The sequence below is a fragment of the Alphaproteobacteria bacterium genome (assembly GCA_020638555.1).
Classification (GTDB): domain Bacteria; phylum Pseudomonadota; class Alphaproteobacteria; order Bin95; family Bin95; genus JACKII01.
Map to the genome: position 1 here is coordinate 1,197,681 of JACKII010000002.1, position 24,589 is coordinate 1,222,269.

The 24,589-nt window shown below is 65.7% G+C and carries 22 protein-coding genes; 8 read left to right on the top strand and 14 right to left on the bottom strand.

The features are described from left to right. Window positions 1-530: 530 nt before the first annotated feature. From H6844_11410 to H6844_11425, 4 genes are all read right to left on the bottom strand, one after another. On the bottom strand, window positions 531-1,199 hold the full coding sequence (locus tag H6844_11410; protein MCB9930005.1) for a PEP-CTERM sorting domain-containing protein: 669 nt from the start codon (window positions 1,197-1,199) through the stop codon (window positions 531-533). A gap of 503 nt (window positions 1,200-1,702) precedes the next feature. Further along, complete coding sequence (locus H6844_11415) at window positions 1,703-2,323, bottom strand: PEP-CTERM sorting domain-containing protein (protein ID MCB9930006.1); 621 nt, start codon at window positions 2,321-2,323, stop codon at window positions 1,703-1,705. A 578-nt stretch (window positions 2,324-2,901) separates the two neighbouring features. Continuing rightward, on the bottom strand, window positions 2,902-4,071 hold the full coding sequence (locus tag H6844_11420) for a HAMP domain-containing protein (GenBank protein ID MCB9930007.1): 1,170 nt from the start codon (window positions 4,069-4,071) through the stop codon (window positions 2,902-2,904). A 170-nt stretch (window positions 4,072-4,241) separates the two neighbouring features. Continuing rightward, a complete protein-coding gene (locus H6844_11425) occupies window positions 4,242-4,961 on the bottom strand; it encodes a response regulator (GenBank protein MCB9930008.1) in 720 nt (239 codons plus the stop codon). Window positions 4,962-5,185: 224 nt separating this feature from the next. On the opposite strand from H6844_11425, the gene H6844_11430 reads away from it, so the two are divergent. Continuing rightward, on the top strand, window positions 5,186-5,680 hold the full coding sequence (locus H6844_11430; GenBank protein ID MCB9930009.1) for an EF-hand domain-containing protein: 495 nt from the start codon (window positions 5,186-5,188) through the stop codon (window positions 5,678-5,680). An 85-nt stretch (window positions 5,681-5,765) separates the two neighbouring features. Here the strand turns inward: H6844_11430 and H6844_11435 are convergent, their stop codons facing one another. The 4 genes from H6844_11435 to H6844_11450 all read right to left on the bottom strand — a co-directional run bounded on the left by H6844_11435 (window position 5,766) and on the right by H6844_11450 (window position 9,970). Then, window positions 5,766-6,623: an SMP-30/gluconolactonase/LRE family protein gene (locus H6844_11435; protein ID MCB9930010.1), complete on the bottom strand. Its 858-nt coding sequence runs from the start codon at window positions 6,621-6,623 to the stop codon at window positions 5,766-5,768. A gap of 211 nt (window positions 6,624-6,834) precedes the next feature. Further along, window positions 6,835-7,911, bottom strand: coding sequence for a phosphotransferase (locus H6844_11440; protein ID MCB9930011.1), 1,077 nt, complete (start codon window positions 7,909-7,911; stop codon window positions 6,835-6,837). A gap of 21 nt (window positions 7,912-7,932) precedes the next feature. Continuing rightward, window positions 7,933-9,105, bottom strand: coding sequence for a tRNA epoxyqueuosine(34) reductase QueG (queG, locus tag H6844_11445; GenBank protein MCB9930012.1), 1,173 nt, complete (start codon window positions 9,103-9,105; stop codon window positions 7,933-7,935). Between the two features lie 4 nt (window positions 9,106-9,109). Beyond that, window positions 9,110-9,970 (bottom strand): class I SAM-dependent methyltransferase, encoded by an 861-nt coding sequence (locus H6844_11450; GenBank protein ID MCB9930013.1) that lies wholly within the window; start codon window positions 9,968-9,970, stop codon window positions 9,110-9,112. Between the two features lie 171 nt (window positions 9,971-10,141). Here H6844_11450 and H6844_11455 point away from each other — a divergent pair, with 171 nt between their 5' ends. The 5 genes from H6844_11455 (at window position 10,142) to H6844_11475 (ending at window position 16,298) form a co-directional block, all read left to right on the top strand. After that, a complete protein-coding gene (locus H6844_11455) occupies window positions 10,142-11,005 on the top strand; it encodes an alpha/beta hydrolase (GenBank protein MCB9930014.1) in 864 nt (287 codons plus the stop codon). Between the two features lie 100 nt (window positions 11,006-11,105). Continuing rightward, window positions 11,106-12,707 carry a peptide ABC transporter substrate-binding protein gene (locus H6844_11460; protein ID MCB9930015.1) on the top strand — a complete coding sequence of 534 codons (1,602 nt, stop codon included), beginning with the start codon at window positions 11,106-11,108 and terminating at the stop codon, window positions 12,705-12,707. Window positions 12,708-12,886: 179 nt separating this feature from the next. Then, on the top strand, window positions 12,887-13,831 hold the full coding sequence (locus tag H6844_11465; GenBank protein MCB9930016.1) for an ABC transporter permease: 945 nt from the start codon (window positions 12,887-12,889) through the stop codon (window positions 13,829-13,831). A gap of 13 nt (window positions 13,832-13,844) precedes the next feature. Further along, complete coding sequence (locus H6844_11470) at window positions 13,845-14,744, top strand: ABC transporter permease (GenBank protein ID MCB9930017.1); 900 nt, start codon at window positions 13,845-13,847, stop codon at window positions 14,742-14,744. A gap of 57 nt (window positions 14,745-14,801) precedes the next feature. Continuing rightward, window positions 14,802-16,298 (top strand): YdiU family protein, encoded by a 1,497-nt coding sequence (locus tag H6844_11475; GenBank protein ID MCB9930018.1) that lies wholly within the window; start codon window positions 14,802-14,804, stop codon window positions 16,296-16,298. 249 nt (window positions 16,299-16,547) lie between these two features. Here H6844_11475 and H6844_11480 read toward each other — a convergent pair whose 3' ends face one another. Further along, on the bottom strand, window positions 16,548-17,306 hold the full coding sequence (locus H6844_11480; protein ID MCB9930019.1) for an SDR family oxidoreductase: 759 nt from the start codon (window positions 17,304-17,306) through the stop codon (window positions 16,548-16,550). 181 nt (window positions 17,307-17,487) lie between these two features. Here H6844_11480 and H6844_11485 point away from each other — a divergent pair, with 181 nt between their 5' ends. Together H6844_11485 and H6844_11490 are read left to right on the top strand one after the other, a co-directional pair. Continuing rightward, complete coding sequence (locus H6844_11485) at window positions 17,488-19,020, top strand: L,D-transpeptidase family protein (GenBank protein ID MCB9930020.1); 1,533 nt, start codon at window positions 17,488-17,490, stop codon at window positions 19,018-19,020. 87 nt (window positions 19,021-19,107) lie between these two features. Continuing rightward, entirely contained in the window at window positions 19,108-20,082 is a 975-nt protein-coding gene (locus H6844_11490) for a D-2-hydroxyacid dehydrogenase family protein (GenBank protein MCB9930021.1), read from the top strand. Between the two features lie 115 nt (window positions 20,083-20,197). Here the strand turns inward: H6844_11490 and H6844_11495 are convergent, their stop codons facing one another. The 5 genes from H6844_11495 to H6844_11515 are packed head-to-tail and all read right to left on the bottom strand — an operon-like array spanning window position 20,198 to window position 24,409. Further along, window positions 20,198-21,142: an LLM class F420-dependent oxidoreductase gene (locus H6844_11495; protein MCB9930022.1), complete on the bottom strand. Its 945-nt coding sequence runs from the start codon at window positions 21,140-21,142 to the stop codon at window positions 20,198-20,200. A 16-nt stretch (window positions 21,143-21,158) separates the two neighbouring features. Beyond that, window positions 21,159-21,479, bottom strand: a complete 321-nt coding sequence (locus tag H6844_11500; protein ID MCB9930023.1) for an NIPSNAP family protein — start codon at window positions 21,477-21,479, stop codon at window positions 21,159-21,161. A gap of 27 nt (window positions 21,480-21,506) precedes the next feature. Next, window positions 21,507-22,400: an NAD(P)-dependent oxidoreductase gene (locus H6844_11505; GenBank protein MCB9930024.1), complete on the bottom strand. Its 894-nt coding sequence runs from the start codon at window positions 22,398-22,400 to the stop codon at window positions 21,507-21,509. Between the two features lie 36 nt (window positions 22,401-22,436). Further along, window positions 22,437-23,237, bottom strand: a complete 801-nt coding sequence (locus H6844_11510; protein MCB9930025.1) for a sulfotransferase domain-containing protein — start codon at window positions 23,235-23,237, stop codon at window positions 22,437-22,439. An 8-nt stretch (window positions 23,238-23,245) separates the two neighbouring features. After that, a complete protein-coding gene (locus tag H6844_11515) occupies window positions 23,246-24,409 on the bottom strand; it encodes a M20 family metallopeptidase (protein ID MCB9930026.1) in 1,164 nt (387 codons plus the stop codon). Window positions 24,410-24,589: the final 180 nt, after the last annotated feature.

Here is a 24,589-nt window from a genome sequence, read left to right on the forward strand (position 1 = left end):
TGATCGCCCCCAAGACCCTATGGAGGACCTTGGTCCGAGAAGCACGCTTCCCCAACGGAAGCGTATCGGCGTAAGTATCGTTAGTATGGTACGTGAATCAAATTCAAAATGTTCAATTGCAAGTGGTAAACAAGTGGTGTTGCGCCAAAATGGGAGAAATTAAGGCAAAAATATGAAACAAGATCTCTGTAAATCTGCTATGGTAAGCGGTAGAATTTTCTGACTTTTGGGGGAAATATCCTGCGGTTTGCGAGGTATTTCGTCCTGTATATTTGTGTTAAATGGGGCGGCAATGGGGTGTTGCGTATGAGCCGTGCCTTTGTTCGATCCCGACAACAGCGGCAGTCGTCCCTTCGGGAGAGGGACCGCGCGTGCGGTTTCGGAACCGGGGCGGCGCGGGATCGGGGCGCGGGCCGTTCGCTCTGGTCCGCAACGAAATCAACCCCGCCGAATGCCGGCGGGGTTGGTCAGCGGACTCGGGACAGCCGCCAGGGGCTGCCATTGCGCTGGAAGTCAGAATGGGCCCGACGTTACGCAGCCTTGCGGCGGCGGATCAGGCCCAGACCCACAACACCCAGGCTGAGGGCGGCCAGAGTGCCCGGTTCGGACACTTGCGAGTTGGCGCCGGCGCAATTCTGGTTGCAGACGCCGCCAAAGCGGGGCTGGATCAGGTCGACGAGTTCGGAGGCCTGGGGATCGAGCGATTCAATCGAGCCGCCCACGATCACCAGGCTGTCGAGCGGGTCGCTGAAGGCCAGGGCACGGTTCTGACCGTTGCCTTTCAGGGCCACCTCCCAGATATACGTGTCGTTGGTGGACGTATTGAGGGTGATCCTGTAGTTGCCGTCATTGTTGACGTCCGGGTTCAACTCCAGACGCCGCACCCCTTCGGACAGCAGGAACGAAAGGCCGGACGTGAGGCCGTCATCGGCCGCGATCCCCGCCTGGCCACCGCCCGTCACCCGGAGAAGCTCGTCATTGATGGCTTTAAAGGTGATGGTGTTGGTGCCGGAGGAATTCAGGGTGAACGAGATCTCGAACCCCGTGTCCCCCGTTGCGGGCGTGGTCAGCGCGGGAGTGACGCCTGCCGGGTTCAGCGTCCCGGTGGCTCCCGATATCACCGTTCGGTCGGTATCCAGCAGGAGCGTGGCCTGGCTCGGCGCGGACGCTCCGATCGCCGCGACGGCCACAAGGGCCAACAGCGCCCCTCGTGCCCGACCTGGCCATTTGGTTTTTGCTTACATGGTTCAAACTCCTTCCTTGAACAGTCAGTCCGTTCCCGAAGGCGGAGCGCGCCATTGGTTGTTTGTGCTTGCGCATGCCCTCGGCGCCTCGCGTGACAACCGGTGGCTGCCACTTGAGGCGAAATGCACCCAACCATGGTGCATATTTGTGTATAGGCATAAACGCGCAGGCGTGGCAAGGGAAATTGTATATACAATGCGATTTGCAACCATTGACTTCAAATTAATTGCGTTAACATTGTAAGTTTGTAAAAGTCGTAATTCGATAGAATTAATTGGAGTGAATCTAAAGAGGTGAATGCGCGATCCGATGAATCGGCTTGGTCGCATATGGCGCTCGGGCAATGCCGCATGGCGCTGGATACGCGGTCGAGGATCGACTTGCATGGCACTTGCGCGACCAAAAAAAAGCGGCTCCGAAGAGCCGCTTTCCCAATCCGGGATGGGATCGGTGTGGGTCAGCCGCGACGCCGACGGGCGACGAAGCCCAGGGCCACCATGGTCGAACCGAGAAGGCCGAGCGTTGCCGGCTCACTGACCGGCGGGTTGTCCGGCGGAGGATCGATCGGGCCGCTGCCGAACAGAGAGACATGCGAGATCGCTCCCTGGTTCGGCCAGAAGTTTTCGGCATAGATCGTATCAACACCGTCCCAGCCGAGAGCGGTCAGATTGTACAGATACCAAGCGGGATCGTGGTTGCCGTCCTTGACCAGTAGCCATGCGGTTGGGCCAACGATCTGGCCACCGACGTAAGTGATGGTGGCGTCCATCGGATCCGACGCGGTGTTGGCGAACGTCGTTTCATAGCTGCCGGCCAACGAGCCGACCTCCGGGCCGCCGACATTCTGTTTGTACAGTTCCGTCGCTGATCCAATGGTACCGGCGATGTCCAACAGGATTTGCGCATTGCCCGTGTTCGTACCCGTAAGATCTGGGGCATCGACCGCAGGATCGATCACCAGAGCCTGCGCGCCTTGCGACATTACCGCGGAGATCAGCACGGCGCCAAAGACGGCCATGAGTCGTCTCGGTGCAAGAGCCCGCGGCATCACCCCGGGCAATCTACTCTTCAGATACATACTACCGACTCCTTCCTTCAAAGGTCAGCTTTCACGGCCCGCACCCGACAGGCCATTTCGGACATTTGTTGAAGCCGACGTCCCCTTACCCCCGTGGGCGGTGATCTTTGCGAGGCGTGCCGCACTCGGGCGAATGTGCGATTTGTATGTATGCACAAGTAAGCAATATATACAATAAAATTTGGATAAAAATACATAAATAGATAATGTATTACCGTAAATTGGAGTGATTGCGAACTGGTAATACAGTAGGTATTACTAAAAATGAGACCTTGTTTCTTAAATTCTACTGTATGTTGTGTAGCCATACGCTAATATGGTTATCGGGCCGGATGAACCGGGAGCCAGACAGAAGCCCGAGCGTTCGGCTTGTCCGTCTAAGGTGTTCTGTCATGCGCGCGGCCCGGCCTGTGTGTGCTTCCCCATGCCGTTCCGCCCCGAGGCGCGAGCGGGCGAAGCCAGGGGCGGATTTTGGGGCGATGGGTCCGGTACGGCGGCGAAGCCGACGACGTCCGCGCTCGGGGTGCATAAGCGGCGGGGGCGGGCCCCAGGGTGCGTGCCGCCCGGAACGACGCAGGTCAGGCCGGCAGCACCAGCATGGCGGTCAGGCCGCCGCCGTTGCGGTTGCGCAGGATCACGTCGCCGCCATGGCTGCGGGCGATGGATCGGGCGATGGCGAGACCGAGGCCGGTGCCGCCGGTCTCGGCATTGCGGGATTCCTCCAGCCGCGCAAACGGCTCGAACACGTGCGAGAGGCGATCTTCGGGAATGCCCGGGCCATCGTCCTCAATCACGAACCCGTGCGGCTCCAGGCGCAGCCGGGCGCCGCCACCATAGCGCACCGCATTGTCGATCAGATTGCCCAGGGCCCGCCGCAGCGCCACGGGGCGGCAGGCGGAGTTGCGGGCCGCGCCGCCCTCCCACCGGACCGGCTGGCCGATTTCGGCCCGTTCCTCGGCCAGATCGCGGCCGAGCGATGCCAGGTCCACCCGTTGCGTCGGCTCGTTCTCGGCATCCTGGCGGGCGAAGGCGAGAGTGGCCTCGACCATCTGTTGCATGTCGTCCAGCGAGGCGATCATGCGTTCGCGCACATCGTCCTGGTCCACCATTTCCGCCCGCAGGCGCAAGGCGGTGATGGGCGAGCGCAGATCGTGGCTGATGGCCGCCAGCATGCGCGTGCGGTCGCTGACAAAGCGTTGCAGGCGGTCCTGCATCTGGTTGAACGCTGCCGTGGTCAGGCGGATGTCGATCGGCCCCCGCTCGGCGAGCGGCGGCACGGTCTCGCCGCGGCCCAACCGCTCTGCCGCTTGCGAGAGCGCATGCAGCGGCCGCATCGCGCGGCGCACCAGCAGGAAAATCACGATGGCACTGCCCCCGCCCGCCAGCAGGAACGAGACCATCGCATAGCGCGGCCAGTTCGGCGCGTGCCAGCGCTTGGCCTCCAGGGTCAGCCAGGCCTCGTGCCCCTGCATCTTCAACGGCACGGCAATGAGGCCGCCATCGCTGAGGTCGCCGGCATCGTCGGGATCCGAACGGTCATCGTCCTTCTTCTTGGCCAGCCGCAGGACCAGCGTGCCTTGCAGGCCCTGGGCGCGCAGATGCGGCTCCAGCCAGGTCTCGAAAAACGGCGCCGGCGGCAATCCCGGCAGGTTCTGGCGCATGCCGAACCGGAAGCCCGACGTGCTGGCCACGCGCAACAATTCGTGGTGCATGGCCGGGGGCGTGGCCTCGATCACCCGCGCCATCATGGCCAGGCGCTGGACGATGAAGCGGCCGCCCTCGCGCTCGATCCGCTCCTCCCGCTCGCGCACGGCGACCGCGACCACTATGCCCTGGGCGATCAGGAGGACGGCCATCATGGCGACCACCAACTGGCCCGCCAGGCCGATCGGCCATGGCCGCAGGTGTTTCGGCCAGGTCATGCGGGCTCCACCGGCACGGCCAGGGCATAGCCGCCGCCCCAATGGGTCTTGATGAGCTGGGGCTTTTTCGGATCGACCTCGATCTTGCGGCGCAGGCGGCTGACCATGTTGTCGATAGACCGGTCGAACGGCACGGCGGTCCGCCCTTGGGTCAGGTCCAGCAACTGATCGCGCGAGAGCACCCGCTGCGGATGGGTCAGGAACGCATACAGCAGGCGGAACTCCGCCGTGCTGAGGTCGAGCGGCGCGCCCTCGGCGTCCGCCACCGACTGAGCGGCCGGATCGGCGACCCACCGGTCGAAGCGCAGCAGGCCCTGGGGGGCGTCCGTCGGCTGCGGCGGCAGCGCCTGGGTCCGGCGCAGCACGGCTTTGATCCGCGCCAGCAACTCGCGCGGGTTGAACGGCTTCGTCAGATAATCGTCGGCGCCCATTTCCAGACCGACGATGCGGTCGGTTTCCTCCGCCACCGCGGTCAGCAGGATGATCGGCAACTGCCCCTGGGCGCGCAGGTCGCGGGTGAGGGACAGTCCGTCCTCGCCGGGCATCATGATGTCCAGCACCACCAGATCGATGGCGGCGTCGCGCATCACCCGCCGGGCCGCGGCGGCGCTGTCGGCCTGGCTGACCCGATAGCCGTTGCGGTCCAGATATTTGGCGAGCGCGTCGCGAATGTCTCGATGGTCGTCCACGACCAGGATATGGGGTTCGTCCATCATCATGCCGCCGTTTCTGCCACGTCCTGCGGGTCGGTTCGCGGGAATTTTGTATCCAAATGTAACCCTTGCCGGCCGCGGCGACATCCGGTGACCATTTCGCCGATTTCCGGGGATCGTTGTGCGACAAGCCCCCGCCATATTGCCCTCATCGGACGGCAATCAAGACCGGCCGCGACGAAGGGAACCGCTCCTGGTTTCCTCTATCCCAAGGAGATGCAACCGTTATGCAGACCCGCACGAAAATCCTCGTTGCTTCCATTGGCGGAGCCATCGTGCTTGGCCTGACCAGCGGCGCGATTGCCAGCAAGTATCACGGCCAACGTGGCGGCCATATGAGCGCGATGTTCGCGATGGTCGACAGCAATGGCGACGGCAAGATCACCCGTGCCGAAGCCGATGCCTTCCGCGATGGGCAACTCGCGAAGTTCGACGCGAACAAGGACGGCCGTCTGGAGGCCGACGAATACGTCGCGATGATGGAAGATTTCCGCCACCAGATGATGCTCGCGCGCTTCAAGCGCATGGATACCAACGGCGACGGCAGCCTTTCCAAGGAAGAAATGTCGGTGCCGATGGAGCACATGTTCAAGCGGATGGACCGCAATGACGACGGCATGATCGAGCAGGACGAGATGGGCCGGCGTCACCACCGCGGCGACGACGATCGCATGGACAAGAAGGACGACGATCACATGGGCAAGAAGAAGGATCGCGACTGATTTCCGAGTTCGGCTCCGTACCCGGGCGGCGGGCGGCATTCCCAGAACGCACCACCGCTGTCTTCCACCGGGTACGGGCCGGAATTTAGGCCACGGGGCGCCGAACTTCGGCCGGCGCCAGTGGCAAGCCCGCGGCGGGGGCCCGCATGACGAACACCGTCCCGCAGTTCTCATGCGGCCCGCCGCGGCTCCCCGTCACGACATAGAGATCCCGCAGGTCGTCACCGCCGAAACAGACGCTGGTGACCATGGGCAACGGCACGGCGATGCGCTCGCGCAGCGTGCCGTCGGGCTCGTAGACGGCGACGGCGCCGCCATGGGCCAGCGCCACCCAGACCGACCCATCCGCCGCGACGGCCAGCCCGTCCGGCGTTTCGCCGTTTTGGATGTGCGCAAACGGCCGCCAGGGGCCGACCGAGCCATCGGCCAGCACGTCATAGACGCGCACCACATCCGCCCGCGCATCCGAATGATAGAGCCGCTTGCCGTCCGGCGAGAAGCCCAGGCCGTTGGTCAGCATGATGCCGTCGGCGATCACGCGGTCGCTGCCGTCCAGGTCGATCATGTGCAGATAGCCGGGCTTCGGCTCGCCGCCGCCGAACACCTTGAACCCCAGATCGCCCACATAGATGCGGCCGGCGGCGTCGGTCGTCAGGTCGTTGAAACCGACGCCCGCCTTCGTGTCGGCCCCGGCCAGCAGGGTTTGCATGTTGGTGCCGTCGATGTCGGAGACGACGATATCGCGACCGCCCATGATCAGGCCGCCGTCGGCATGCAACGCCATGCCGCCAATGCCGCGGCGCTTCGGCACCTGCTGGCTGACCCGGCCGTCCTTGGCGAGCCGATAGACGCCGCCATTCGGCACGTCGCTGAACAACAGGCCGAGGGTTTCGTGCCAGACGGGACCCTCGATCAGGCCATAGCCGGTGGCGCATTCTTGCATGGGGCGGTCTCCTTGTTGCGATGGTCGTTACGTCTGGTCACCGTCGGGGAACCGGGCGCCTTTTCCTCCAATCGTCATTGCGAGTCCGCGAAGCGGGCGAAGCGATCCGGGATGGCCCGGACTCGCCGCACCGTTGGCCCGGATTGCCCTGGCGGCTCGGCCGCCTCGCAATGACGCCAGGAAGAGGGGCGCGCAGTTTACCCCACGCCGCTTACCCCACGCCGCGCGTCTGCACCAACTCCCAGCCGATTTCGGCCAGGCGCCGGGCGTTCTTGCCCCGCTCGATGGCGTCGGGGCTGGAGGCGTTGCCGTCCAGGCCACGCTTGTAGACGCCCTGGCTGATCGCGGCCAGGCGATAGAGCGACAGCACCAGGTAGAAATTCCACTTCGGAATGCCGCTGCGGCCGGTGCGCTCGCAATACTTGGCGACGTATTCCTCTTCGGTCGGGATGCCGTTCGCGGCCAGGTCCATCCGGGTGATGTCGGCGCGGGCCGGGTCGCCCCAGTGATAGGGCAGGCAGTTATAGGCCAGGTCCGAAAGCGGGTTGCCGAGCGTGCCCAGCTCCCAGTCGATCACCGCCAGCACCCGCGGCTCGGTCGGGTGGTAGATCAGGTTTTCCATGCGGAAATCGCCGTGGACGATGGTGGTTTCGTCGTCTTCCGGCATGTTGTCGTTCAGCCAGACGACCAGATGGTCCATTTCCTTCAGGTCGTCGGTTTTCGATGCCTCGTACTGGCCGGACCAGCGCTTGACCTGCCGGGCCATATAGCCGCCGACGCGGCCATAGCTCTCCAGCCCGACGGCGCGGAAATCGACATTGTGCAGCCGCGCCATGGTGTCGTTCATGGCGTCGTAGTGTGCGCCGCGCACCGCCGGCGAGAGGCCCGGCAGCGAGAAATCGCGGATCACCCGGCCTTCCACATGCTCCATGATGTAGAACATCTGGCCGATGACGCCCTCGTCCTCGCACATGGCATAGGTCTTGGCGGCGGGCACGTCGGTCTGGGCCAGCGCGGTGATGACCTTGTATTCGCGGTCGACGGCGTGCGCGGACGGCAGCAGCTTGCCCGGCGGCTTCTTGCGCATGACATAGCGTTTGCCGCCGCCGTCCTTCAGCATGAAGGTCGGGTTGGACATGCCGCCCAGGAACTGGCCGACGCTCAGCGGCCGGGTGAAGCCCTCGACATGCCGGGCCATATAGTCTTCCAGCCGGTCCTCGGGGAATTTGTGCTGGTCGAGCACGGCTTCGGTTTGCAGGGTCGACGAGATTTCACCGGTACCGGCCATAACGGGGCGCGTCCTCAGGCTTCAGGATGTGACAGGTTCCTGACAGTCTTCCCCGATCGCGCCGCCGCACGCAAGTGCCCACTCGCGGCGGACCGCCGGGTCCGCCTCGTCGGCGCGATGTTGGGCCGCCAGCACCGCCAGGTCCGTGGGGCGAAGCAATTGGCTTAGCGCCCAAACCGCCATCGCCCGCACCAAGGCAGAGGCGTCGGCAAGGCAGGATTCGATTTGCGGCCGGAACGCCGGATCGCCGCTGTTGCCCATGGCGATCAGGACATTGCGCACCATCCGGTCCCGCCCCAGCCGCTTGATCGGCGAGCCGGCGAACAGCGCGCGGAACGCCGCGTCGTCCAGGGCGGCCAGGTCGGACAGGGCAGGGGAGGCCAACTCCTCCCGCGCCTGCATCTGCGCCTCGCGCGCGGTCCGGGCGAATTTGTTCCAGGGGCAAACCGCCAGACAGTCGTCGCAGCCGAAGACGCGATTGCCGATGGCGGCGCGGAATTCGCGCGGGATATGGCCCTGGTGCTCGATGGTCAGATAGGCGATGCAGCGGCGGGCATCGAGCCGGTAGGGCGCCGGGAAGGCGTCGGTCGGGCAGGCGTCCAGGCAGCGCCGGCAGGAGCCGCAACGGTCGGGCTCCGGCGCATCCGGCGGCAGGTCGAGCGAGGTCAGCACCTCGCCCAGGAACAGCCAGGAGCCGTGCCGGCGGCTCACCAGATTGGAGTGCTTGCCCTGCCAGCCGACGCCGGCCTGTTGCGCCAGCGGCTTTTCCATCAGCGGCGCGGTGTCGACGAACAGCTTGACCTCGCAGGCCCAGGTCTCGGCCATCCAGCGGGCGAGCTGGCGCAGCTTCTTCTTGACCACGTCGTGATAGTCGCGCCGGGTCTGGGCATAGGCGCTGACGGCGCCCTTGTCCGGCTGGCCCAGCACCGCCAGCGGGTCCCGCTCCGGCCCGTAGTTCAGGCCGACCACCACGGCCGAGCGCGCGCCCGGCCACAGCGTCCTTGGGTCGGCGCGGCGGTGGGCGGTAGTGGCCATCCAGCCCATGTCGCCATGACGGCCCTCGGCCAGGTAGAGCGAAAGCCCGGCCCGAACGGTGCCGCTGGCGCGGGCCGGCGCGAAGCCGACGGCGTCGAAATCCAGCTCCAGCGCCCGGGCGCGGATGGCGTCTTTCGGTGCGGGAGGCGCCGTCGCCACGGGATCACCGTTTCAAGAAGCCGTACCGCGTCAGCCCGATCACGCCGCGCTCGAACCCGACCATGAAGCCGGAAAAGCCATCGCGGTAGCGCTTCACCGTCTCGGCGTCGGTCATGGCGGTCAAGGCGTCCCGGTGCTCGCCGATGCCGCGCACCCATTCCCGCAGCGTGCGGCTGTAGTCGCGCGGGCGGTTGTGGAAGGCCATAGGGTGAAAATAAGGGGCCGCCGCCTCGAACACCTCGGCCACGTGCGGCAGGTTGCTTTCGGGGAAGATGTGCAGCGGCAGATTCCCGACCTCGTCCGCGGGCGCCACATTCATCCAGACGATGGTCTGCAACGCCAGGCGGCCGCCGGGCTTCAGGCTGTCGGCGCAGAAGCGGAAGAACTCCCCATAGTGAGCGACCTTGGCGGCGCGGTCCATTTCCGGCCGGGCGAAGTGCTCGAACGCGCCGATGGAGACGATGCCGTCGAACGGCTCCGGGTCGCGGTAGGCCTGCCAGGGCTGCACATGCGCCGCGATCGGCCGGTCCGCGTGATGGTGCCGGATCCAATCCGCCTGCGCGTCGGAGAGGGTCAGGCCCACCGCCTCGCCGATGCCGGCGCTGTCGACGGCCCGGCGCATGGTGCCGCCCCAGCCGCAGCCGATATCCAGCAGCCGGCCGTCGCGGCCAAGCCCCGCGTGTTCGATATGCCAGTCGAGCTTGGTGTGCTGGGCCTCTTCCAGCGAGCAGGGCGTGCGCCGGTCGTCCGGCCAGATCGCCGCCGAATAGATCATCGTCGGCCCCAGCCATGGGGCGTAGAAGTCGTTGCCGACGTCGTAATGATACTGGATGGCCTCTTGGGACGCGCCTTGGTTCTGGGACATTCGGCTCGGCTTGTCTCACGGTTCGGGAGGGAAGCTTCACCATACAGCAACCCGCCCGCCCGCCATAGTCCCCGGCGCGGCCGGCGGCAGCCCGGTGGGCGCCCCGCGCTGGACATTTGCCCGGCGGGCGAACATTTTGCCTATCTTGGTCTCATTGCAGCATTCGGTTCCATGACTTTGTCCCTCGACAGCCTGACCCTGCCCGCCGGCAAGAGCGTGTTTGCCATCGACGACCCCGCCGCCGAGCCGGATCAACCGGTGCGCGTCTTCGCCTACCGCCCGGAGCGGTTTGCGGCCGACTCGCCGATCCTGATCGTCGTCCACGGCTACAAGCGCAATGCCGACCGCTATCGCGACGACTGGGTCGAACATGCCGAGCGCCTGGGCGCGTTGCTGCTGGCCCCGGAATTCTCGCAACAGGCCTTTCCGGGGCCTCGCGCCTACGAGGTCGGCAATATGCGCACGCCGGATCGGCGCCAGTTTCTGCCGCCGGAGCGCTGGAGCTACGGCCTGATCGAGCGCCTGTTCGACCGTGCGCGCGCGGCGACCGGCTCGCAACGCCCTGGCTACTGGCTCTACGGCCATTCCGCCGGCGGCCAGTTCGTGCATCGGCTGGCCCTGTTCCAGGCGGATGCCCGCTTCGAGGTGGCGATTGCCGCCAATGCCGGCGCCTACACGCTGGCCCGGCCGGGCGAGCGTTTCCCCTATGGCCTCGACCGTTTTCCGGACCTGGAGGCGGTGCAGGAGCAGGGGCTGCCGCGATCCCTGGTCGTCATGGTCGGCGAGAACGACACCGACGTCACCAACGCCATGCTGTTGCGATCGGAAGAGGCGATGCGCCAGGGACCGCACCGCCATGCCCGCGGCGTGTATTTCTACGAGGACGGCCGGGCCGAAGCGCGGCGCATGATGATCCCGTTCGGCTGGCAGTTGCAGAGTGTGCCGGGGGTGGGTCACTCCAATCGCGGCATGGCGCGTGCGGCCGCCGAATGGCTGGTCGCCAACGCGGGCGCCAGGACCCATCCTCAAGGCTAGGAATTTCGGCGATCCGCTGCTAGCGTTGCCGCCGCGTCATGTCAGGGATGACGAATGGCAAAGACGAATTGCGAATCGATATCGGGAGGAAAATTCGCGTATGACGATGCTCAAAGCGACAGCAGGGCTTGCCTTGGCGGCTGCCATGCTGGCGACACCGATTTCCGGCGCGATGGCCCAGAAATACGGCGGCACGCTGAAAATCTATCACCGGGGCACACCGCCGAGCGGGTCGATCCATGAGGAAGCGACCAACTCGACGACCAACCCCTATCTTGCCGTGTTCAACAATCTGGTGATCTTCGACCAGCATGTTCCGAAGAACAGCCTCGACTCGATCCGGCCGGAACTGGCGACGGATTGGTCCTGGGACGAAGGCAAGACCAACCTGACCTTCAACCTGCGCTCCGGCGTGAAGTGGCACGATGGCGAGCCCTTCACCAGCGCGGACGTGAAATGCACCTGGGACCAGTTGCTCGGCAATGTTGACCGCAAGATGCGGCTGCGGAAGAACCCGCGCAAATCCTGGTACTGGAACCTGAAAGAGATCACCACCGACGGCGACTCCAAGGTCACGTTCCACCTGGGACAGCCGCAGCCGGCCTTCATGATGCTGCTGGCATCGGGCTATTCGCCGGTGTATCCCTGCCATGTCGATCCCAAGACCATGCGCACCGCGCCGATCGGCACCGGGCCGTTCAAATTCGTCGAGCTGAAGCAGAACGAAAGCGTCAAGTTCGTCAAGAACCCCGACTACTGGCGCAAGGACCGTCCGTATCTGGACGAGATCGACTGGACAATCATCAAGAGCCGCGCCACGCGCGTTCTGGCCTTCATCGCCGGCGAGTTCGACATGACCTATCCGACGGATATCACCATTCCGTTGCTGAAGGACATCAACGAACAGAACCCGAAGGCGGTGTGCGAACTGGCGCCGACGAACGTGTCGCGCAACCTGATCGTCAACCGCGACGCGCCGCCCTTTAACGATGAGCGCATTCGCCGCGCCATGGCCCTGACGCTGGACCGGCAGGCGTTTATCGACATCCTGTCGGAAGGCAAGGACGACATCGGCGGTGCCTTCCTGCCGCCGCCGGCCGGCAACTGGGGCATGCCTCCGGAAGAACTGGCCAAGGTGACCGGCTATGGCGACGTCGCCAAGGATCGCGAGGAAGCCCGCAAGCTGATGCAGGAAGCCGGCTACGGTCCGGACAATCGCCTGAAAGTGGTGATCTCCACCCGCAATATCGCGATTTATCGCGACCCGGCGGTCATCCTGATCGACCAGTTGAAGGAAATCTATATCGACGCCGAACTGAAGGTGATCGAGACCTCCAACTGGCATGCCACCGTTGCCCGCAAGGATTATATGGTCGGCATGAACCTGACCGGCACCGCCGTCGACGATCCGGACGTGGTGCTGTTCGAGGGCTATTCCTGCGGTTCCGAACGGAACTATACCGGCTATTGCAACAAGGAGCTTGAAGATCTGTTCCACAAGCAGTCGGCCATGACGGATCAGGAAGCGCGCAAGCATCTGGTCTGGGAAATCGACCGCAAGCTTCAGGAAGACGTCGCCCGTCCGATGATCTTCCATGCCAAGGCGGCGACCTGCTGGCAGCCTTATGTCCATGGCTACACGCAGATGATCAACAGCGTCTACAACAACACCCGGTTCGAAGACGTGTGGCTGGATAAGTAAGCCACTGCTTTTGGTAGGGGCCGCGTGTCCGAACGGACATGCGGCCCCTTTTCACGCTCGCCATGGGGTTTCGCGCCGCCTGCGATCATCGTGGGCAATGCGCGGCCTTTCCGGTAAGCTGCGGTCACTCGGCCCCCCAATCCGCCGGGTCATAAAAATCCAGAGAGGACGACTGCCCCGTGACCTCCTATATCATCCGTCGCCTGTTGCTGATGGCCCTGACCCTGATCGGTATGTCCATCATCATTTTCATCATGCTGCGGCTGGTTCCCGGCAATATTGCCGACATTCTGTTCGACTCGGCCGGTTTTATCGACCCGCATGAGAAGGCCCTGCTGGAGCAGGAACTGGGTCTGGACCTGCCTCTGTGGCAGCAATACTGGAACTGGATCAGCGGGCTCGTGCAGGGGGATTTGGGCTATTCTTACGTGTCCGAACTGCCGGCCATCGAGGAATTGGCTCCCCGCATTCCGATCACCGCCAAGCTGGCCGTGCTCGCATTGGCCTTTTCCGTCATCATCGGCCTGCCCCTCGGCGTCATCAGCGCGGTGAAGCAGAACACCTGGGTCGACTATCTGGTCCGCGTGTTTTCGCTGTCCGGCCTGTCGCTGCCCAGCTTCTGGCTCGGCCTGCTGATCCTGATGGCCTTTGTTGCCTGGCTCGGCTTCATCCCGATCTACACCAACCCGCCCGAGACGATTTGGGAGGAGTTGTGGCTGTTCTCGATTCCGGCAATCGCGGTCGGTTTCCGGGCCAGCGCCATCATCATGCGCCTGACCCGCTCCAGCATGCTGGAGGTGATGCGCCAGGATTATATCCGCACCGCCCGCTCCAAGGGCGCGAGCGAGCGCGTCATCAACTACAAGCATGCGCTGCGCAACGCCGTGCTGCCGGTCACCACCATTATCGGCATCGAGGCCGCGTTCCTGATCGGCGGCCTGATCGTGACTGAGACGGTGTTCAACGTCCCCGGTGTCGCGCGGTTCCTGGTGGAGGCCATCCAGTGGCGCGATTACCCGATCGTGCAAAACCTGGTGATGCTGATCGCGTTGATCGTGGTCACCGTCAACCTGATCGTCGACCTGTTGTACGCGGTTCTCGACCCGCGTATCCGCTACAGCTAGCTGGAGCCGCCTTATGTCCAATCCCGACTTCAGCATCGAAACCCTGCCGGCGGCCGTAACCCGCCGCAGGGGGCTTTGGTATCACTTCAGCAAGTTCTGCCGGCGCTATCCGCTGGGCGCCATAGGCGCGGCCATTACGGTCGTGTTCGTGTTCGCCGCGCTGTTCGCGAACTTCATCACGCCGATGGACCCCTACACCACGGACGCGGCCGCGTCGCTCGCCCCGCCGGGCACCGCCCATATCATGGGGGCGGACGTGATGGGGCGCGACGTCTATTCGCGCATCCTCTACGGCGCGCGCATCTCGCTGATGGTCGGCATCGGCTCGACCCTGCTGGGGTGTGTCATCGGCGTCGCCATCGGCCTGTCCAGCGGCTATCTGCTCGGCTGGTACGATCTGATGATGCAGCGCCTGATGGACATCATGCAGGCCCTGCCGCTGCTGGTCATGGCGTTGGTGATGGCCGCCTCGCTGGGGCCGAGCCTGGAAAACACCATCCTGGCGATCTCGATCCCGCTGGTGCCGAATATCGCCCGCGTCATCCGCTCCAACACGCTGGCCCTGCGGGAAATGCCGTTCGTGGAGTCGGCGCGGGCCGCCGGTATCAGCGAGTTCTGGATCGCGGTGCGCCACGTTCTGCCGAACACGCTGGCGCCGCTGATCGTGCTGGCGACGGCCCAGCTCGGCTCCGCCATCCTGACCGAGGCGTCGCTGTCCTTCCTCGGCCTCGGCATTCCCGAGCCGCACGCAAGCTGGGGCCGGATGCTGAGCGAGAGCGCGGCCGAGTATGTGCGCACGGCCCCCTGGCTGGTGATCTTCCCCGGCATCGCCATCAGCCTGGTGGTGTTCGGCACCAACCTTTTGGGCGATGCGGTCCGCGATATCCTGGACCCGCGCCAGCGCAAGACCTAAGTATCGGGGCACGTGCACCCGCTCCGATTTCAAGGAGGCCCGCCCGTGCCCCAAGACTTGGCCTTTTCCCCGCCGTTCGCCGCGGCCCGGTTCGACAACAGCTATGCCCGGCTGCCGGAACGCTTTTACGCGCGCCTGCCACCGACCCCGGTGGCGGCGCCTGCGCTCGTCAAGATCAACCGCCCTCTTGCGGAAACCCTGGGCCTGGATGCAGACGCCCTGGGGTCCGAGGAGGGGGTGCGTGTGCTGGCCGGCAATGCCGTGCCGGAGGGCGCCGATCCGCTGGCCCAGGCCTATGCCGGCCACCAGTTCGGCGGCTGGTCGCCGCAACTGGGCGACGGCCGCGCCATCCTTTTGGGCGAGATCGTCGGCCGGGATGGCATTCGCCGCGACATCCAGTTGAAGGGCGCCGGCCGCACGCCGTTTTCCCGCTCCGCCGATGGGCGGGCGGCGCTGGGGCCGGTGATGCGGGAATACATTGTCAGCGAGGGCATGCACGCCCTCGGCATCCCGACCACCCGTGCGCTCGCCGCCGTCACCACCGGTGAGCCGGTGTTTCGGGAAACCGCGTTGCCGGGTGCGGTCCTGACCCGCGTCGCGCAGAGCCATATCCGCGTCGGCACCTTCCAGTTCTTCGCCGGTCGCGGCGATGCCGAGGCGATCCAGGCGCTGGCCGACCACGTCATCGCCCGCCACTATCCGGAGGCGGCCGCGGCCGACAATCCCTGTCTCGCCCTGCTGGAAGGCGTGCTGGTGCGTCAGGCAGCCCTGGTGGCGCAATGGCTGCTGGTGGGTTTCATCCACGGCGTGATGAACACCGACAACATGCAGGTTGCCGGCGAGACCATCGATTTCGGCCCCTGCGCCTTCATGGACGAGTTCCATCCGGGCCGGGTCTACAGTTCCATCGACCACCAGGGGCGCTATGCCTATGGCAACCAGCCTTCGATTGCGCAGTGGAATCTGGCGCAACTGGCCCAGGCGCTGCTGCCCATCCTGAGCCCTGACCGGGACGAGGCGATTCGCCTGGCGCAGGCCGCCATCGACAGTTTCCCAAACCGGTTCGAGGCGGCGTTCACCGCGGGATTGCGCGCCAAGCTCGGCCTGTTCACGGACGAGGCCGACGACCTGAAACTGGCCCAGAACCTGTTGACGGCCATGGCCAAGGGCGAGGCGGACTTCACCCTGACCTTCCGCTGGCTCGCCAATGTCGTCGACGGCCGCGACCTGGAGCGGGACAACCCGCGCAACCTGTTCGCCGACCGGAGCCTGTTCGAGCAGTGGCTGCACCAGTGGGCCGCAAGGGCCGAGCGGGAAGAGGTCGCGCCGGCCGACCGTGCGGCGGCCATGCGGGCCGTCAACCCGTTGTTCATCCCGCGCAACCATCTGGTGGAGGAGGCAATCCGCGCCGGCGAGGACGAGGGCGACTTCGGCCCGATGGAGGCGCTGCTGGCCGTGCTCGCCCATCCCTTCGACGACCAGCCGGAAGCTGCGCGCTACGCGCTGCCGCCGACGCCGGAACAGGTGGTCGCCCAGACCTTCTGCGGCACCTGAGGGGATCGACGGTTGCCCTTCACGGGGGCGCTTGCAGGCTCGGGACCAATATACCCCGGACGGTGCGGAGCGCCGGTGTTCCCCGGACGGTGCGGAGCGCCGATCCGGGGCCGGCGTCATCCTGCGAACACCGCCCGTGCCCGTGTTCGCACACCCCAAGAGATCCCGGCGCACCGCTTCGCAGTGGCCGGCAAACATCGGCTTCGATATCAACGGCCATAGCCGGTGACGCGGGACTCCGCCTCGCCTTTACCGCTTCGGCACGAAGGCCGCGCGTGTGCCGCCATCCACCGGGATGATGGTGCCTGTCACATAGCCGGCGTCCTCGCTCAGCAGGAAGCGCATGACCCGCACGATGTCGGCCGGCTGGGCGATGCGGCCGAGCGGCGAGTTGCCCGACGGCGCCCAGCCGCCATTGCGCCCGGCCTGGTCGTTCACCATCGGCGTGTCCACGGTTCCCGGTGCCAGGGCGTTCACCAGAATGCCCTTTTCCGCGCATTCCACGGCCAAAATCTGCGTGAGCTGGCTCACCGCCGCCTTGGAGGCGGAATAGGCGCCGCTTTCGATCTTGGGGCGGATGGCGGAGATCGAGGACATCAGGATCATGCGCCCGATCTCGCCCGCCGCCGTCGCCGCCTCCAGCATGGGCAGGGCCTCACGGCAGGTGAGCCAGAGGCCGCGGACATTGACGTTCAGCACCGCGTCGAAATCCTCCACCGCCATGTCCCGCAGCCGACCGAGCTTCAGCACGCCGGCGCTGGCGATCAGGGCGTTGATCTTCGGCGCGTCCTCCTGAATGCCGCGCATGACCGCGGCCACCGCGTCGGCGTTGCGCAGGTCGCAGGGGCGGGGGTGGAAACGGTCGGACGCCAGCGCGCGTGCCGCGGGAGCCAGGGCCGCGTCCGAGACGTCGAGGCCATAGACCGTCCAGCCTTTGGCCAACAGGTCGCGCGCCGCTTCCTGACCGATCCCGGAGGCCGCGCCGGTGATAATCGCGGTAAGGGACATGGGAGAATCCTCTGCGTTCAAGAAAATGTGTGCACCATGCTCCGCCGTTCCGGCCGGCGTGACAACCTAAAGGCGTTGCAATACGTGATATTATGGTCATTTATGGCTTAAACGAGACCCGTACGCTCCCTGGGTAGTGAATATTATGGGCAAATTTGCGTGTACCGCATTGATTTTGGCTATGGTTGTCGCCGGCTCCGGTTCCGGCCCGGTCACTGCGTTGGCGGCACCTCCCTGGTCGCCGGCGCCTTCGGCCCTGCCGTCGCCTTCGGCCGCACCGGCCTCGCTGACGCCTTCCGCGGTTGAGCAGCCGGCGCTGTGGCAGTCGGAGGCGGACTTTTCCGCGCTGTTGCGGGAATTGGAGGGGCTGCGCGCCCACGGCCTGAACCCGGCCGACTATGGCTATGACGCGCTCGCCACGCTGCACGGTCGCCCCGCGGACCGTGAGCGCCTGGCCACCCGCGCCTGGTTGAGCGCGGCCGCCGACCTGACCCAGGGGCGGATGAACCCGGCCGACCGCAATGCCGACCTGCGGGTGGAGGCCGACCCGGACCATTTGCGTCAGGTTTTGCAGGCGGACCTGCGGGAGCATAGCATTCCCGGCAGCCTCGACCGGTTGGCGCCGCAGCATGCGGAATATCGCGCCCTGATGGCGGAGCTTGCGCGGCTGGAGAGCGAGCCGAACGAAAGCCTTCTCGCCGTCCCCGATGGCACCGCGCTCACGCGCGGCGACGCCGGCTACCGTGTCGAGATCCTGCGCAGCCGGCTGGTGCAACTCGGCTATTTGCCCCCGGGCCTTCCCGGCAACCGTTTCGACGCGCAGGTCTCCGACGCGGTGGAGCAGTTTCAGTGGGATGCCGGCCTCCAGTCCGACGGGATTGTCGGCCCGGCCACCCGCGCCATCCTGAATTTGAGCCGGACCGCCAAGATCGAGCGGCTGCGGGTCAACCTCGAGCGCTGGCGCTGGCTGCCGGCCGATCTGGGCCGCCGCCATGTGCGGGTGAACATCGCCGGCTTCGAGGTCAGCGCCTATGCCGACGGCCTGCGGGTGCAGACGCACCGGGCCATTGTCGGACGGCTGGAGCGGCAGACGCCGGTGTTCTCGGACAAGATCGAATACATCGTCTTCAATCCCTGGTGGGAAACCCCGGCCAAGCTGGCGCGGGAGGACGAACTGCCCATGTTCCGCCGCGACCCGGATGCGGTGCAGCGGCTGGGCTTCCAGGTGGTGGACCGCGCCACCGGCCAGCCGGTAAACCCCTATCTGATCGACTGGAATCAGGTTCCCGCCTATCCCTTCCCCTATCGCCTGCGCCAGTCGCCGGGGCCGCTGAATGCGCTGGGGCAGGTGAAGATCCTGTTTCCGAACCGACACAGCGTCTATCTGCACGACACCCCGTCGCGGCAGTTGTTCGCGCGCGCGCGGCGCACCTTCTCGTCGGGCTGTATTCGCGTGCAGGACGTGTTCGATCTGGTCGGCTGGCTGCTGAACGATCCCCAGACCTGGGGGCCCGAGCAGATGCGCAGCGTCGTCGATGCGCGCAAGGAGAAATGGGTGACGCTGCCGCAGCCGGTGCCGGTGCATATCCTCTATATGACGGCGGTGGCGGCGGCCAATGGCGAGGTGCGGTACCTGCCGGACGTCTATCATCGGGATGGCCGCGTGGTGCAGGCCCTGGATTCCGTGCAGCCGGTGGCCCAGGCGGACCTCTGACGCCGAGGAAAGCGACTTCGGACTGGCCGGGCGGGGGCGGCTGTGGCCTACTGGCGCCCCGCCATGGCTGACCAGGGATTGCCCCGCATGAAGATCGCGATCCTCGACGACTATTTCGACACCATTCGCCGGTTGCCCTGCTTTCGCCTGCTGGACGGTCACGAGGTCGCGGTCTGGAACGATCACGTGCAGGACACGGCCCGGCTCGCCGGGCGGCTGGCGGAGACCGAGGCGTTGGTGCTGATCCGCGAGCGCACCAAAATCCAGGCCGATCTGTTGGCGCGCCTGCCGAAATTGCGCCTGATCAGCCAGCGCAGCGTCTATCCGCATGTGGACGTGCCCGCCTGCACCCGCGCGGGCGTGTTGCTGTGCTCGGACCAGCATTCCGACACCCCGTCCTGGGCGGCGGCCGAACTGACCTTCGGGCTGGTGCTGGCGGCCATGCGGCAGATCCCGCAGCAAATGGCCTCGCTACGGGCGGGAGGCTGGCAGATGGGCGTCGGCCGGTCGCTCCGGCACAAGACCATGGGCATCTGGTCGTACGGCCGGCTGGGCAAGGCCGTGGCCAAATACGCCCGCGCCTTCGACATGGACGTGCAGGTCTGGGGCGGCGACCGATCCTGCGCCGAGGCCGTGGCGGACGGCTTCCGCAGGGCAGAGAGCCGGGAGGCCTTCTTCGCCACATCCGACGTGGTCTGCCTGCTGATCCGGCTCTATCCGGCGACTCGCGGCATCGTCACGGCGGCCGACCTGGCCCTGATGCCGCCGCACGCCTTGCTGGTCAACACCAGCCGCGCCGCCCTGATCGAGGAGGGCGCACTGGTGGCGGCGTTGAAGGCCGGACGTCCCGGCATGGCCGCCGTCGACGTGTTCGAGCAGGAACCGGTGCGGGGCGAAGGGCATCCGTTGCTGGATCTGCCCAATGTCGTGGCGACGCCGCACATCGGCTATGTCACGGAGGACGAATACGAATTGCAGTTCACCGACATTTTCAACCAGATCCTGGCCTTCGACCGCGGCCAGCCGATCAACATGGTCAACCCGGAAGCGCTGGCGCGATAAGGGCGTTGACACCGCCACCCTTGCTCTCCGATCTCTCCCGCGGAGGCGGGAGCCCATGCCGGAGCGCGTCTCACAGAGCCAGGACTTCCTGGGAGACGCCCCGGCATTGGCCTCCTCAGCGAACCCGTTTCATCACCCCCTCGGCGCAGGCCTGCATCCGTTCCAGGCAGGCTTCCAGCGTGGGGGCGCGGAAGTCGAACACCATCTCGCCGACGCCCATGCCCTGGTAAAGGCGGATGTCGTCGGCAATCTGCTCGTCGGTGCCGGTGAAATAGCGGCGGCCGCCGTCGGCCCGTGTGCCCGCATTGGAGTCATAGACCGGCGCTTTCAGCGAGACGTCCAGTTTCGACGGGTCCCGACCTTCCGCCTCGGTTAGGCGGCGGAGTTCGTCCATCTTGGCGCGGAAGTCGTCCGGCAGCAGCGGCGAGGCATCCACCGCGCCGACCGGGTGCCAGCCATCGCCATACTTCGCCGCCCGGCGCAGGGCCGGTCGCGAATGGCCGCCGATCCAGATCGGCGGGTGTGGCTTTTGCACCGGGTATGGCTGACATTTCAGCGGGTTGAAGCGATAAAATCGACCGTTGTGTGAAGGTTCGTCCTCGGTCCAGAGCTTCTTGAAAATCTCCAGATACTCGTTCGAGACGGCGCCGCGGTCGTCGAACGGGGCCGCGTCCAGGGCCTCGAACTCTTCCCGCATCCAGCCGACGCCAACGCCGACGGTCAGGCGACCGTTGGAGAGAAAGTCGATGGTGGCCAGCATTTTGGCCGTCAGCACCGGGTTGCGGTGCGGCAGGATCATGACGCTGGTCACCAGTCGCAGCCGCTCGGTCTTGGCGGCGACGAAGCTGGCGAGCGTCAACTGCTCCAACTGGTCGCCATGGCCGGGAAAGGCGCCGCCGACGGTGTAGGGGTAGGGGCTGTCGATCCGGAGCGGAAAGACGACATGGTCCGCGATCATCACCGAGTCGAAACCCAGGCGCTCGCCTGCCTGGGCGAAGGTGGCGAGGGCCGATGGCGTCGCCACCGGCCCCCGTGTCGGCAGGTAGAAGCCGAACTTCATGGCGTTCTGCCCGGCCTCAGGGGTTCGGGCCCCAGGGGGCCTCGTTCAGCAGCTTGTTTTCCTGGGTCAGGATGTTGGGCCGCAGCTTGGCGGCAAATTTCATGAAGGCCTCATTGGAGAACACGCTTTTCCAGTGCGTCCGCCGCTCGGCATCGTCTTCGAAGCGCCAGAGATGGACGATCTGGTTCAGCGTGCCGGTGTCGGACGTGAAATAGCCGACCAGGCGCGCCTTCTCTTCGGCGGAGAAGGCGGGATAGCCTTCATTGCCATAAAGATTCAGCACTTCGCCCATGGTGCCGACCTTGAGGGTGTAGGTGCGGAGTTCGTAAAGCATGATTGGTGTTCCTCCTTATGTATCCGTGAATTACGATAACTTCTTAATCTCGGATCCCGCCATGCGCTCCATCAGCAGCGCGATGCGCGAGGCGTCCTCCTGCTCGCCTTCCTCGGCGATCATCTGACGGAACAGGGTGCGGACCAGCGTTGCGATGTAGGACGGCACCTCATAGGCTTCCGCCTCCTGCCGCCAGAGTTCCAGGTCCTTCTGGATGATGTAGTTGGCGCCACCGAAGTCGAAGCTGCGGCTCAGTACGAACGGCGCCATCACCTGCTCGGTCGCGAAATTGCGGCCGGTGGCCTTGTTCATGATGGCCAGCATTTGCTCGGGATCGAGGCCCGCCTTGGTCCCCAGCGTCATGGTCTCGCACGTGGCGGCCAGATTGCAGAAGAACAGGATGTTGTTGCAGAGCTTCATGGTCTGGGCCGCGCCCGGCGCCTCGCCCAAATAGGTGAGCTGGCCGGACATGGCTTCCAGCGCCGGCTTGGCGGCCTCGAAGGTTGCAGCGTCGCCGGAGCACATGATGGCCAGCGAGCCCGCCTCCGCGCCGGCGACGCCACCGGAGATCGGTGCGTCCAGGAAGGCGATGCCCTTTTCGGCCAGGGCCTTGGCCGCGGCCTTGGAATAGGCGGAGCCGGTGGTGCCGTGGTTGACGACGCTCTTGACCGCACTGCCCTTCGCCACTTCGGCCGCCACCGCCTCGGCAATGGCGACGGAGGGCAGGCAGAGATGGACCACCGCGGCCGCATCGGCGACGGCGCGGGCGGACTCGACCACCCGGGCGCCGTGCTGGGCCAGGATGCCGGTTGCGACCGGGTTCGGGTCGGATACGACCACCGGCAGGCCGGCCTTGGTCAGGTTGATCGCCATCGGCCGCCCCATGGCGCCGATGCCGAGAAAGCCCACGGGGCTGGTAGTCATACTGTGCGGTTCCTCGCCTGAAGTGTTTCGGCGAGTCTAGACCCCAATCAACCCGCGATCCACCATCGGATAATAATCAAACAGGCCGGAGAGGCGCGTGAGCTGGTCGGATGTCATCAACCGGGCGCCACGTCCCCGGACGCCCCGGTTCAGCCGAGTGGCCCGCGGATCGCCCCGGCCCAGGGCGCGGACTGCGGCCTCGATCTGCCGATCCGGCAGGTCCAGCCCGTAAAAGTCGGCCACCCGGCGAACCTGGGCGGTGGGGGCGTCGATCATGTCTTCATAGCGGAGCCACAACGTCTCCAGCCGGTCTTCCGCGGCCCAATCCCCGACGAAGCGGGCGTACCACGGGCCCGCCAAGTCGATCATCATGTCGAATTGACGGTCGGCCGGCCAGTCGGCGAAGTCCGCCGGAACCCGCAGCACCGGTGAATCGGGGGCGTTGTGGACCAGCATATCCCGCAGCGACACCAGGGAATCGGCGATGTTTCGGGTGAGGATCACCGGCCGGATCCCGTACAAGCGCATCAGCCGGACATTTTCGCAGGTCGGCCGGGTGTGCTGATGACTGACCGTGTTCAGGGGCGCCGCATCGACAAGCCGAGGCAGATACAGGTCCTGCTCGTTGCGATGGTGGGTGCCCAGGAAATATTGCAGATAGCCGGTCGCATCGGCCAGCAGGCGGGTCAGGTAGGTGGAGCCGGATTTCGGCATCGCCGAGATGAAAACCGTATCGCCGGCGGGCCAGACATGCCGGCGCCAGGCGCCGTGCCACCGCACCAGCCGGCTGTTGGTTGCGACCAGCGCCCGCGTCGCGCGTTGGCGGAACGAGGCCATGGTGCCCGCTACCGATCCAGGCGCAGGATGGCCAGCGCCACCGTCTTTGCCCGGGGCACCATGGTGTCGAGGCGCATGAATTCCTCCGGCGTGTGTGCGTTGGCGCCGACCGGCCCGGTGGCGCAGACCGTGGGCGCGCCGACCTGGGCGGTGAAGCCGGAATCGGCCGATCCGCCGGAGAACTCGCCGGCGATCCGCAAGCCGACCTCGGCACCGCAGGCGGTGTAGAGGTCGAACACGTCCTTGCTCTCCGCCGACTGTTGCAGCGGCAGGAAGCCCTTGCTCTCCAGGATTTCGGTGCTGGTACCGGGCACGTAGGCGGTTTCCAGGATTTCGGTGATGCGCTCCCAGACGGCATCGCGGGCTGCCATGGTCTTGAAGCGCACATCGACCTCGGCGGTGGCCGACGGCGCCACCATGTTCACGGCACTGCCGCCCTGGACGATGCCGACATTGACCGTGGTGCCGACGTCATAGTCGGTGAGCGTGTGCAGTTCGGTGATCTTGGCCGCCAGCTCGCCGATGGCGCTGATGCCCTTTTCGTGCTGGCCGCCGGAATGGGCCGGAACGCCCGTCACCTTGAACTTGAAGAAGCTGGCGCCCTTGCGCCCCGTCACGACATTGCCGGTTGGGCGTCCCGGCTCGGCATTGAAGACGACGCGGGCGGTGCGGGCCTCGTTCTCGATCACCGGGCGGGAGGAGGGGGAGGCGATTTCCTCGTCGCTGGTGTAGAGGCCCAGCAGCGGATAGGGCGCGCCGCCGAAGCGCTTGAACGCGGCCAGCACGAAGGCGTTCATCACCAGGCCGGCCTTCATGTCGGCAACGCCCGGGCCATAGGCGATATCGCCCTCGACCCGGAACGGGCGTTCGCTCGCCGTGCCATCGGGAAAGACCGTGTCGCGATGGCCCATCAGCAGAATGGGCCGGTTGCCCTCGCCGCCGGAGACATGGGCCCGGATGCAGTCGCCGAATTCGCCGTGCGGCACCCGGTCCGTCGGGATGCCCTCGGCGGCGAACCAGTCCTCGATGGCCTCGCCGACCGCATCGACGCCGCCCTTGTTGTAGGAGCCGCTGTCGATATTGACGAGCGTCTCCAGCAGGTCGGTCATCGCCGGCCGCTGCCGGTCGAGCCAGTCGAGGATCGCGCGTTCGGTGGCTTGACGGTCGCTCATGACAATCTCTCCGACTCGGGAGCGGGTTGGGGGAGGGCAGCCAGACCCTGCCTCAAACCGTCCGGGCGGGAAAGAGGAAAGGCCGGCATCGGGGCCGGCCTTTCGTTTCGTGTGGCGGAATATCGCCGCTACGGGTTGGTGACGACCGGTGGCGTGATGGCGCCGCGTTCCGCCCGGATC